Source organism: Pseudarthrobacter linnaei, assembly GCF_055412825.1.
Window position 1 is genome coordinate 1 of record NZ_JBVAYX010000048.1, and the last position, 12,149, is coordinate 12,149.

The window sequence follows — 12,149 nt, forward strand, 5'->3', positions numbered from 1 at the left end:
AGACCCCGTTCACCAGGATCACGACGACGATCGCGATGGCCAGCTGCGGCATGCCCGCCAGGTAGGCCAGCACGGAGGCACACCACAGCAGAATGGCAAAGAAGTGGGTCAGTTCGCCCAGCAGCCTCCGCCAGCCGGGGACGGTGCCGGACTCCGGCAGCCTGTTCGCCCCGAATTGGGTGAGCCTCCGGGCCGCCTCGGCGGAGCTCAGGCCTGAAATGCCCGGCAACGCCCCGGCGTCTGGTCCCCCGGGGGGAGCCTGCGGGGTCACGGCCGGCAGGGGCCGTTTAGGCAGCACCGGAGTCCGGCCCGGGTCAGGTAGCTCATGGACTGAGGGTGCGCCCCCGCATCCGGCCCGCGTTAGGGCCAAAGGTCATGGCGGCGCACCGCCCGCCAAAATTGCACTCCGCGGAGTTCCTGCCACGCTAACGGCGCGCCCCCGACCGGAGGAACCGGAGGCCGTCCTGGTGCCCTCCGCTCTGGCCGCTAACCCCTAGGTCACCGGGTAAGGAAACAATCAGCCATGGCAGATGATTTCGGATTGTTCGACACCCCCGCCCCCAACCCCGGCACAGGCGAAGACGGCAAACCGGAGAAGGCGCCGGAGCTCGTCTAGGGGTGGCTTGTGAAAAAGTGAAATATCCGACGCTAAGGTTTTGTCGTGCGTCGTAGTGGCCTGTAGTTGCCGGGCTTGGTGGATCTTCGCTGTTCGTGGCGAATGGCTTGCTGAGGTGAGTGTCATGCCGGCGTCCGGGTACGAGCAGGAGCCAATGCATCCTCTAACAGCCCGGTCCGTCCGCAGTGTCTGGGGTTCAGTGTGGGGTGGGACAGGTGACCCGCCAGGTGCGGGTGGTGCCGGGCTTGGTGTCTGATCGGGTGGAGTAGGTGATGACGGTTCCGGGGTAGTCGGTGATGAGGGCGTCAAGTCGGGCTCGGCCGTTGTCGTCGAGGTCTTGGTCCAGCCGGTTGATCAGCAGCAGCGCGGGTGAGCCCAGTGTTGCCCGGGCCAGCAGGAGTTTGGCGCGTGCGGAGGTGGTCAGGGGCTCGCCGCCGCGGGTGAGGCGGGTGGATTGTCCGTCGGGCAGCTGGGCCATGATCTCGGTGAGTCCGACCTGTTCCAGGGCGGCGGTGCCGTGGTCGGGGGGCAGATCCGGGCGGCGGTATCGGACCGCGCGAGCGATGGTGCCGCGTTCCAAGGAAGCCCCGGCGACCGCGTAGCCGACCAGCTGGCGGCGTCGGGTGGGGTCTGTGGTGTGCAGGTCGACCCCGTTGATGAGGACCTGGGTGGTGGTGGAGAGGCGCAGGCCGATGATGGTCTCGAAGACGGCCGTGGCCTCATCGGGGCCGTCGGCGTGGAGCTCGATACGTTCACCCGCCTGAGCGTCCAGTGGCTCGGCGGGGCAGCATCGGCGGGGGGCGATCCCGGTGATCTTCAGCTGGCCTTGGTCACTGGACTGTTTCGTGCTGGACTGTTGCTCGGCCGGTGTCACCGGGTCCGGCTCTGCGGTGTCGGTGGCCAGGGCGGGGGCGAGGATTCTGCGGGCGGCTCTGAAGTTCTGGTGGTACTCCACCGCCCGGCCCATGTCGGTGACCGGGGCGGCGATGATGCCCAGGATCGTCATCGCCGCGATGATGGTCGCGGTGTCGATGCCCTGCCAGATCCCCGTGGCGGCGGTGGCGGCGACCCCGACGGCTGCTGCCGTGGCGGCCGCACCACGAATGTAGCCGGCGATCCTCGCCCGGTGGACGGCGGCTTCGGCCACGGTGGAGCTCAGTGCGGTGATCCTGCGCATCTCTCGTGCCTGCCCGCTGGCGGCCTTGATCGTCGTGGCGGCCGCGACGGTGTCGGCCAGGTGGGCCGCCAGCCGGCCGCGCCGGCGGCGAAGGGTACGGGCGCGGCTGTAGGCTGGCCGCGCCAGGAAAGCGAGCACACCGGCCAACAGGGCCAGCGGCAGGGCCACCGCTGCGGCCAGCGCAGGGGACAGCGCCCAGACGAACGCTGTGGCCCCGAGGACCAACGGGATGCCCACGATCAAGGGGCTGATCCCTTGGGACACCCAGTTGCGCACACTGGCTAAGTCGTTGGTCGCCCGGGCGATGGTGATGCCAACCGAGGGGCCGCGCTCGGCTCTCAACGCTGCCTTCACGAGCCCAGTGCGGATCTCGTGGATGTAGTCCTGGCCCAGTTTCTCCGCTAGTACCCGTTCCACGGCGCGCAGCCCTCCGACGGCAACGGCGGCGGCGGTCAGCCCGGCCACGACCATTGCGGTGTTGTGGGTTCCTGGATCGATCAGGAGCATCATCAGCAGCGCGGTCGCCCCTGCGGCGGTCGCTGAGCCCACGCCGGTGCCGATCAGCAACGCGGTGAGGGCCCGGCGTTTGCCGCGCAGCAGTTTCGGCAGCCCCGCCAAGGCTACTTCCGGGCCGGCAATAGGTTCAGCGCAACCTCGGGGCGGCACAGGTCCCAGGTCTCGATGACGGGAATGTCAAGCACGGCGGATGCTTCTCGGGTGGCCAGCGGTGAAGAGGTGAGCACCCCGGAGACCGCCGCGACCGGCATACCGGCGCGGGCCAGCAGCTGCAGTCCTGCGGTGGCACCAAGGGCGTCGGCGGCGGAGAAGAGCACGTGGTCGACGACGGCGTGGAAGGCGGGGTCGTTGAGCAGTCGGGCGGTCTCGGCCTGATAGACACCATCGGCGATCTCCACCACGACCACTTCCGGGGAGCACAGGGTGAGCGCGTCGATCATGCTCAGCAACAGGGCACGGACCTGATCGTAGTCGAGCTTATAGGTGGTCGGGTGCCCGAAATCGGTAAAGTCCAGCACCAGGCTTGCCCCGGCGTCGGTGAACAGGTGGGCGTCGTTGCCGGAGCCGGTGCCGGTTGCCTTCCCGGCGGCGACCTTCAGCCCCGAGGCGGAGAGTCCTTTCACGAGGCATCCCAGCGTGGTGGATTTCCCGGAGTTCATGGAGGTGCCCAGCACCGCGATGACCGGCGGGCGGCCGGTGAGATCGGGTGTCTTGGTAGCCGACAGCGGAGCCAGTCGTTGCAGGTTCACCAATCCGGAGTCGTCAGCCAGCAGGCCTAGGGGCTGGATCTCGGTAGCCGCCTGGATCTTGGCGTGGCTTTCGGTCACCAGACCGGCCAACCCGCCGGCGGCGACCAGCTGGCACCGGCGAAGGTCGGAGGGCACTTCGGCGAGGAACTGGTCCGGGGCATAGCGGTTGCCGTAGGCCACCAGAATCTCATCACCGACGAACAGCGCCTGGCGCCTCGATTGCGGGCCTTCAAGCTTGGTGTGGTGCCCGATCTCCACGATCCGGGCCAGCACCACGTCCCCTGGCTGCGGGGCAGCCTGGCGCAGGTGGTAGCCGCCGGCGTTGACGGCCAGGCGCTGAGCGAGGAAACGGGTGGTGTAGGCCTTCTTCGCCGCCCGCAGCCGCGCCGGACTCAGCTCGGAGATCGACGTGTCGGTGGCAGCTTCCACCTTCATAGCGGAGGAAACGGTGGTGGCGACCTGGGACGCTACGGGGGCAGCGATGGTCGGAGATGCAGAAACGGGCATAGGGATGTCCTCAGGAAGGGAAAGAGAGAAAGGGAGGGGCAAGCCGACGACGGAACTGAGAGCGCCAACACACTAGGCGTTAGGGTGCGGAGTGGGTTCCAACCGCGGTGTAATTGTCAGCCAAAGCATTCACTGGGATGGCGAACTCCAGCGGGAGTGGCACCTAAGTGAGGTAGCGCACTAGGGACCCTTCACTGGCTCAGATACAAGGAAGTCGCTAAGCAGGCATAGCCCGTCCTTCGAAATTAGCAGCTACATCCAGACCAGACTGCACTCCTGCGCCAGTCCTATCGAAACCCTTCCCCAAAACTGCGTACTCGTCCTTCGAATCAGTCCGCGGCAGCTCACTGTTCCCGCGCTCCTCACTTGGGTTGGTCCAGAACGATGTCCCGCAGAGTCAGCGGGTCCGTGGCCCGGAGGTCACTGCTTCCGATCATGGCCTGGGTCTCCCGGTGGCCCGCAGGTCGGGGCTGTCCTGCCATTGCTCCCGTTCCTCTGTCATCCCATACGGGACCTGGTCACTGAACCCGACGGTAAACTCCGTGTAGCTTTGCCGGGTCACCACCACACCGTGCCCGCCTTCCTGTAACGCCAGGGACTGGGCAAGTCCAACGGCGGCATCCAGTTCCTCCTGGAGGCGTCCCGGATCGGCAGCGCTCACCCGGAGCGGAAACGTCGTCATTTTTGCGGTCATTATGATGCCTTTCAATGAGGCTGTCGCGCCGGGCAACCCGAGCGGTGGTAGCGGGACAGGCGGGGAAACCAGGCAGCGGCCTTCCCGTCCGTGCCTGGTTTTGGCTATGTGAACCGTAGGTGTTGCGGCCATAAAACGCACCCGATGGGGACGCAATGCCCCGGACCGCTGCCGGCATCCACCCCCGGGCTGCCTGCCATCGCGTCCTGTCTTGTGAGGGGAACCCACGGAGTCAGGCCAGATTCTTCAGGCTGGTGTAGCTCTCATCCCTGCTCATGAGGTGCTCCAGCAGCGCCAGTTCCGGGTTTCCGGGATGTCGGAAGACACACCGCCTCAACCGGTCGCGGGCCAGCGCCCCCTCCGGGGCGGTGCCGTCTAACGCCTCATCGATAATGTCCTGCGCCTGCTCCCGAACCGTCCGGGCACAATTCTCCCCTGCCCCTGCCCCTGCCCCGGACGCGGGACCTGTGGCCGGCCCCGCTGCCCTGTCTGACGGCACACCAAAAGAATTAGCATCTTTCGACACTGCCTGCTCCCTTTATTCACGGTCCCAGCTGAGCCAGGAATCCGGGCACGGAGCCGACCCCACAATTCAGGAAGAAGACACCGCACTTAAACGAATTCTAACGACGGCGGGGTCTTTTGTCTGCAATAGGGTCTATCATTACGTCCCTGCCCGAATACTGCCCCAAGGATCGTGCCTCGCCGTGTGCGACGGCTTTCTGTGCTTTCCGGAGTCCGGGCCTCCGGGACGAGAATTGGTGACCCGCGCAGCGCGCCGGGTAATCCGGTCGAATTATGGGAACAGGGGGTCGACCAATGCGCGGAAAAGTAGCGCTAAGCCATTGTCGGATGGGGTACGGTAACGATCGTTCGCAAGACACCGTTTGAGATCCTTCCCAGACCAAGGAATAAAGGGCTCGCCGTGTAACGGTTGCCGCGTACGCACCTTCGCAACGGGTACCTCCCTTCGCAATACACCAAATCTGCGAGGGCTTCTTGGCTACTAACAGGCCCGGCCGCCATGGCCCCCGGCTGATTTCTGGTGAAATATTCACGCTAACGTCGGATATTTCACTTCTTCACAAGCCACCCCGTCTAGGGGTGACTTGTGAGAAAGTGAAATATCGGACGCTAAGGCCTAGCGGGTGTCTTGCGAACGATTGTTACCGTACGCCATCCCACACTGGCTTAGCGCTATTCTCCCGCGAGTTGGTCCCCGACCCCCAGCCAGAGGTTACCGCCAGGCGAACGATCGATGGAAAAGGCACGACGGAGTGCGGATGGCCTCCGATGCCAATTGCGCAATGGGCTCGATACTCCCCCGTACAGCTAGTCCTCGTGTCTCTTGTCTTCCACCCAGATGTGGCCCTGTGCGTCGCGCTCCACTTCCCTGTCGGCTATTTGTTCGTCCGACGCCACTTCCGCATCGTCGTGCCTGTGAACGACGGGCGTGGTTGGATCGCCCCTGTCAGCCGGTCCGAATACGCCCCTGAGACGGCCCGTCGCGTGCATGAATTTGTCTACGAACCGTGGCTTACTCACCATTCAAAAACACCTCCAGTCAATATCGCTCAGATCTGAGTCAGCGTATGGTGGCCCGGCAACATCTGCATAGAGTCGAACGACCGTCCCAGCACGACTACGCCCATGGCCGGGGTACCAGGGAACACTCAGGGAGAAGGCTGGACGTCAACGCCCACAGCCTAATCGGACGGAATATTTTTCTTTCCGCGCCGTTGGCCCCGGGAGAAGACAGGGCAGGACGACAGCCTTTCGGTCATGGTTCTCTTCAGATAGCGAAAAACGTGCTCCGCAACCATGACCGGTCTGCTCTCCGGTCCGCCAGCCTCCTCGGTGCTCTCCAGCTCGAGCTGGACCACGATTCCCGCACCGATGGATCCCCACTCCATGAAGCTCTGAGGCAGCGACATCCGCCCTGACGACCCTGAGGTGCTGCTCCGGATCTACTGGGACGGCTTCAGCTCCGCAGACGTTTCCGACCTGCTTAACACCACTCCTCGGTCCAGGCCACCGTGCAGATGGCATCCTTCGATTCCAACGACGACAACCGCGACGCGCACGTCAAGAGCCCGGATTTCTTCGACGCCCCAAGCAGTACCGCACATGACCTTCAAAGCCACCCAGGCCCAGGGCACGCCGGAAAACTTCAAGCTCACCGGCGACCTGACCATCAAGAACACCACCTGCCGGTGGAGTGCCTACGCGACGAAGGCGGTCATTGAAGAGGCGAAGGGATGATCATGTGCTGCCGTCGGATCGGGAGCGATGACGCGTTTTGCGTTCTCGCTGAGCGTAGCCAGAGGACCAATACCAAGCTCTGGGCCCTTGCAGCGGAACTGACGGACACGGCCACGGCCGGACAGATCCGGCAGACACTGGAGCAGTGGTGCATTTTCACCCTGTAGGCAAGACTCCCGCCGGCTGACACGAACGGACGCGGTCGTGTCAGGCGCACAAAATCCCGGTGGACCTGGTCGCTTCTGCCACTATCCCCCGCGCCGCTCTCCCCTCGGGAGTGGCCAGACAGGCCCGGTGCCGCACGGTGCTGACTTCAGGTGCCGGAGGGACCCGTACGGAGTGGGGACCGGCGGCGGGCTGGGGGAACCACGCGGTATGGGGGAACCGCTGGCTCTTCCGTCGCCGGCCTGCTTCAAGTCTACGCCCGGGGCGTTGGACGGTGATGGGCCGCTCAGGGATGTGATGCCGCACCGTCATGGGAACGTGACGTCCCTGTGGCGCAGCCGCCCCGGCCTGGCCGAGGTCATTTCCGTACGTCAAGGGCAGAGTCTGATCCCGGCAACGAGCGGGCGGCAGGGTTCCCCTAAGTGGAGGGCGCGCGTAGCCTTTACTGCCGGTAACCTTCTACTTCCTTGGCAGGCCGGGCGACCGCATCACCGGGGTCAGCCCCGGCAGTTTCTTTGGCCCTGCGCTGGCGCAGCAGATCCCAGCACTGGTCAAGGTCCTCCTCCACCCGCCGCAACCCGGCCCTGCGTTTCTCGTACGCCCCGTCCGCATCCCCGGGCTCAGGCCGCGCTGCCGCCGATTCGCGGAGCTGGTGTTCCTCGGCGACGAGGACCTGGATCCGGTCCAGTAGGTCCTGATTATCCATCTCTGCCACTCCCTGATTCTTCCTTCGGGGACAACCTGTGGGAGCACCGCTCTCAAGACCCCACCGCCGTCGTTTCTGCTGCCGGGTCCGGGCCGGATCCGGCCGTCTTTTCTGCGCGGCCCTTAGGGCCTGAAGGGCGGGTCAGGATCCGGCGTCAGGGGTCCGGGAGCTGGATCCGGTTCCGGACCGGGAGGAAAGGGATTTGTTGGGTCGGGGGAACCTGGTGTTGGCTCCGGCTGGGGAGGAAACGGTGCAGGCTCTCGTTGCGGCGGCATGGTCATGGGTTGCTCCTTGGATTGGTCCGGGTACGGGCTGTCCGGATGGCAGTTCAGGATACGTCCGGGGGAGGGGAAAGAAAACAGTGTCACTGGTGAAACCGGACGGCCAGGGCCTGGACGATGTCCCTGGAGGGCGCTGTCATGCGTGACGTTCGACGCCGTGATTCACCCGTCGCCGGCCAGCCGTCCCCGGCAGCCCTGCCGCGCTGGGATCTGTCCATGGTCCGTCCGGCACAAACGACCAGTGCCCGCCCGGGTGCTGCTGTCGTCTGGGTCCGGACATCACATTGGATGGATGTTCTCCGCCTGCGGGCCCTTCGGACCGGGGGTGATGTCAAACTGGACTTTCTGGTTCTCCTCCAGAGAGCGGTAGCCGCTGCTGGCGATTGCGGAGTAGTGGGCGAAGACATCCGCTGACCCGTCGTCGGGGGCGATGAAGCCGAAACCCTTATCGGCGTTGAACCATTTAACCGTGCCTGTTGCCATCGCTGCGTCCTTCGGTGACTGTGCTTCTCCGCCGGCTCTCAGGGCAGGCGTGGCGGAAGGTATCTTCCGCTGCCCCAAGCTACGGGCCCGGAACCTGCCGTGCAAGGGTCAAGACTGCGGGGGGCCGCATCAGTGAGCGCCACAGCCATGGCGATGGCCAGGTACACGGCCGGCAAAGACCCGCGGATCCGGAATCGGCGGGCCGTGGAGATCCCGGATGCGTCGCGGCTGGTACTCGCGCGCGAGCTGGGAGCAATCCACACCGTCGACGCATCAATCGTGCAGGATTTCCCTGCTGAATCCGGAAGTAGGCCGCGGTGCGGACGCCGCAATCGGAGCAACCGGTAAAACCAAAGTCCTGGAGCAAGCCATCTTGTCGACAGCGGCATGCGGACTTCAGTCCGCCTCAACGGTGGTCAGCCGTGTTTTCCCGGTTGGCTCGCGGTCGGTAGGGCGTCGGGGATCCGGGGTTTCGTGTTTCCTGTGAAGGTGAACGTCGCGTCATCGCCGAAGCCGGCAACGTCGACGGCGATGATCTGGCCGGGCTTGATTTCGCCGAAGATGATCTTCTCGGAGAGCTGGTTCTCGATCTCGCGCTGGATGGTGCGGCGCAGCGGCCGGGCACCCATGGCGGGATCGTAGCCGCGGGTTGCGAGCAGGATCTTGGCCGCGGGCGTGAGCTCGATGCCCATATCCTTGTCCTTGAGGCGCTTCTCCAGCCGGCCCACGAACATGTCCACGATCTCGATGATCTCGTCCTGGGTCAGCTGCGGGAAGACCACAACGTCGTCAACACGGTTCAGGAACTCGGGACGGAAGTGCTGCTTGAGCTCCTCCGTGACGCGCGCCCGCATCCGGTTGTAGCCGGTCTGCGTGTCCGTGCCGGACTGGAAACCGGTGGCAACGCTCTTGGAGATGTCCCGGGTGCCGAGGTTGGTGGTCATGATGATCACGGTGTTCTTGAAGTCCACAACGCGGCCCTGGGAGTCGGTCAGTCGGCCGTCTTCCAGGATCTGCAGCAGCGAGTTGAAAAGGTCGGAGTGCGCCTTCTCCACTTCATCGAACAGGACCACGGAGAACGGACGACGGCGGACCTTTTCGGTCAGCTGTCCGCCTTCCTCGTAGCCCACGTAGCCCGGAGGGGCACCGAAGAGACGCGACACCGTGTGCTTCTCCGAGTACTCGGACATGTCCAGGGTGATCAGGGCGTCTTCCTCGCCGAAGAGGAATTCGGCCAGGGCCTTGGCGAGCTCTGTCTTGCCGACGCCGGTGGGGCCGGCGAAGATGAACGAACCGCCCGGACGCTTCGGATCCTTCAGGCCAGCACGGGTGCGGCGGATAGCCCGCGAAACGAGCCTGATCGCCTCATCCTGGCCGACGATGCGCTTGTGCAGCTCGTCTTCCATCTTCAGCAGTCGCGTGGACTCTTCCTCGGTGAGCTTGAAGACCGGAATGCCGGTGGAGTTCGCCAGAACCTCGGCGATGAGATCCTCGCCCACCTCGGAGATGTCGTCCATGCCGCCGGTCTTCCATCCGCGCTCCTTCTCCTTGCGCACGGTCCCGAGTTTCTGCTCCTTGTCGCGCAGCGCTGCGGCCCCCTCGTAGTCCTCCGCCTCCAACGCGGACTCCTTCTCCAGCTTCATGGCGGCGATGCGCTCGTCCATCGCTTTGAGCTCCGGCGGGGCGCTCATCCGGCGGATGCGGAGCCGTGCGCCGGCTTCATCGATCAGGTCGATCGCCTTGTCCGGCAGGAAGCGGTCCGAGATATAGCGCTCCGAGAGGTTCGCGGCGGCGACCAGCGCGCCGTCGGTGATGGTGACCCGGTGGTGCGCCTCGTACCGGTCACGCAGGCCCTTGAGGATCTCGATCGCGTCGGCGACGGAGGGTTCCTTGACCTGGATCGGCTGGAAGCGGCGCTCCAGCGCGGCATCCTTCTCAATGTGCTTGCGGTACTCGTCCAGCGTGGTGGCACCAATGGTCTGCAGCTCGCCCCGGGCCAGCAACGGCTTCAGGATCGAAGCCGCATCGATCGCACCCTCGGCCGCACCGGCACCGACCAGGGTGTGGATCTCGTCAATGAACAAGATGATGTCCCCGCGGGTGCGGATCTCCTTCAGGACCTTCTTGAGGCGCTCTTCGAAGTCACCGCGGTACCGGGAGCCGGCCACGACGGATCCCAGGTCCAGGGTGTAGATCTGCTTGCCCTTGAGAGTTTCGGGCACGTCGCCGCGGACAATGGCCTGGGCCAGGCCCTCGACGACGGCGGTCTTGCCGACGCCCGGCTCACCGATCAGCACCGGGTTGTTCTTGGTGCGGCGGGACAACACCTGCATGACGCGTTCCAGTTCGGATTCACGCCCGATGACGGGATCCAGCTTGTTCTCGCGCGCGGCCTGGGTCAGGTTGCGGCCGAACTGGTCCAGGACGACGGAACCGGCGGGAGTGCCTTCTGCCTGGCCCGGGCCGACGCCTGCGCCGGTGGTTTCCTTGCCCTGGTAGCCGGACAGCAGCTGGATGACCTGCTGGCGGACGCGGTTCGGGTCAGCGCCGAGCTTGACCAGCACCTGGGCGGCGACGCCTTCGCCCTCGCGGATGAGGCCGAGCAGGATGTGCTCGGTGCCGATGTAGTTGTGTCCCAGCTGCAGGGCCTCGCGCAGGGCGAGCTCCAGCACCTTCTTGGCGCGCGGGGTGAAGGGGATGTGCCCGGACGGGGATTGCTGGCCCGGGCCGATGATCGCCTGCACCTGCTCGCGGACGCCGTCGAGTGAAATGCTCAAGGACTCAAGGGCTTTGGCGGCAACACCCACACCCTCATGGATCAGACCCAAGAGGATGTGTTCGGTACCAATGTAACCGTGGTTCAGCAGGCGTGCCTCCTCTTGGGCAAGCACCACCACGCGACGGGCACGGTCCGTAAATCGCTCAAACATTCTCACCACACTCCTGGCTGCCCCCTACCTTGATGCTACGTCGCCTCAGGCCCGCTTGGAGGCGTTCGCCGGAGGCAGGATATTAGAGAACCGGATTCATCTGACGTCCCCGGGTCAGTGGCAGGTTGCCGCACCGCTATCCGGCGTTCCACGGCGAGTGGCCTCCGCCGCCATGACACCTCCTTGGATGCCGATTCAATTCCCGCCACCGCGTACGGAACGCACGGTGGATGTAGGTGGCGGCACGCATATGAGTCTCTGGCGGCCGGGTGCCCCGGGTCCTGCGGTTGTTGCTGCATTGACGGCGGGCTCGCCCGGCGCCGGGCGATCAAGCCGGATTGACGACCCGTATTGATGACCCGGTGGGGTGGCCACAGCGGCGCAGTGGTTTGAGGGCTCCGGCCCAGGCGATGACCTGGTCGAAGACCGCGCCCGGGCCCTGTACCGCCCAGGCCCTGTACCGCCCGGGGCGACGGTGTGAAGGTGGTGTAGTTTTCAAACTCCGTAGCCAGAGGCACGGCGACCTGCGCGCGGACATCGACCATCTGCAGCTCCGCGGCGATGAGCCGCAGATGTTCCACCGCCCGGGTCCCGCCGGTGCCGCCGTGACTGATGAAGCCCTCCGCTTTGTTGTTCCACTCCCGGTAGAGGAAATCCAGGGCGTTTTTCAGTGCCGCGGGCACGGAGTGGTTGTATTCCGCGATGACGAAGACGTACCCGTCGAAGGATCCGATGGCTTCCGCCCGGGCCTTCGTGTGTTCCTCACGGTAGTGCCCCAGTGACGGCTGGAGCGGTTCATCGAGCAGCGGGAGACCGAAGTCGGCCACATCGGCGAGTTCGAACTGCGCATCGGTGCGTTTTGCCGCCCGTTCGTAGACCCAGCCGGCGACGGCTTTCCCCCTGCGGCCGGGACGGGGCTTCCGAGCACGACCGCTATCCTGAGCATGAAGCCGCGCCTCCCGTCCACTGCAGCTTAGGTTCTAGCGGTCGTTGCAACACCCGATGTTTTTGGGAGTTGCAACGACCGTGTTGTCTTTAACGAAGGAAGCTGTCGGCGGGAGGA

8 protein-coding genes and 1 pseudogene are annotated in these 12,149 nt (G+C 65.1%); 1 reads left to right on the forward strand and 8 read right to left on the reverse strand.

What is annotated here, in order from left to right:
• The 4 genes from ACZYZ3_RS20045 to ACZYZ3_RS20060 form a co-directional block, all read right to left on the reverse strand.
• Positions 1-229: cation-transporting P-type ATPase (locus tag ACZYZ3_RS20045; RefSeq protein WP_463963214.1), on the reverse strand; the 229-nt coding region annotated here is incomplete at its 3' end.
• Between the two features lie 583 nt (positions 230-812).
• Positions 813-2,411 (reverse strand): ABC transporter transmembrane domain-containing protein, encoded by a 1,599-nt coding sequence (locus ACZYZ3_RS20050; RefSeq protein WP_463965529.1) that lies wholly within the window; start codon positions 2,409-2,411, stop codon positions 813-815.
• Between the two features lie 2 nt (positions 2,412-2,413).
• Complete coding sequence (locus ACZYZ3_RS20055) at positions 2,414-3,565, reverse strand: DUF1611 domain-containing protein (RefSeq protein WP_463965530.1); 1,152 nt, start codon at positions 3,563-3,565, stop codon at positions 2,414-2,416.
• Between the two features lie 433 nt (positions 3,566-3,998).
• A complete protein-coding gene (locus tag ACZYZ3_RS20060; protein WP_463965531.1) occupies positions 3,999-4,259 on the reverse strand; it encodes a hypothetical protein in 261 nt (86 codons plus the stop codon).
• Positions 4,260-6,386: 2,127 nt separating this feature from the next.
• Here ACZYZ3_RS20060 and ACZYZ3_RS20065 point away from each other — a divergent pair.
• Complete coding sequence (locus ACZYZ3_RS20065) at positions 6,387-6,521, forward strand: hypothetical protein (RefSeq protein WP_463965535.1); 135 nt, start codon at positions 6,387-6,389, stop codon at positions 6,519-6,521.
• Between the two features lie 607 nt (positions 6,522-7,128).
• Here the strand turns inward: ACZYZ3_RS20065 and ACZYZ3_RS20070 are convergent.
• From ACZYZ3_RS20070 to ACZYZ3_RS20085, 4 genes and pseudogenes are all read right to left on the reverse strand, one after another.
• Complete coding sequence (locus tag ACZYZ3_RS20070) at positions 7,129-7,392, reverse strand: DUF2630 family protein (RefSeq protein WP_463965534.1); 264 nt, start codon at positions 7,390-7,392, stop codon at positions 7,129-7,131.
• A gap of 560 nt (positions 7,393-7,952) precedes the next feature.
• Positions 7,953-8,156, reverse strand: coding sequence for a cold-shock protein (locus tag ACZYZ3_RS20075; RefSeq protein ID WP_463965532.1), 204 nt, complete (start codon positions 8,154-8,156; stop codon positions 7,953-7,955).
• A 416-nt stretch (positions 8,157-8,572) separates the two neighbouring features.
• The gene (locus ACZYZ3_RS20080; protein WP_463965533.1) at positions 8,573-11,086 is read right to left on the reverse strand and encodes an ATP-dependent Clp protease ATP-binding subunit; all 2,514 of its coding nucleotides are present in this window, start codon (positions 11,084-11,086) and stop codon (positions 8,573-8,575) included.
• Positions 11,087-11,121: 35 nt separating this feature from the next.
• A pseudogene (locus ACZYZ3_RS20085) lies at positions 11,122-11,943 on the reverse strand (NADPH-dependent FMN reductase); the annotation flags it as partial.
• Positions 11,944-12,149: the final 206 nt, after the last annotated feature.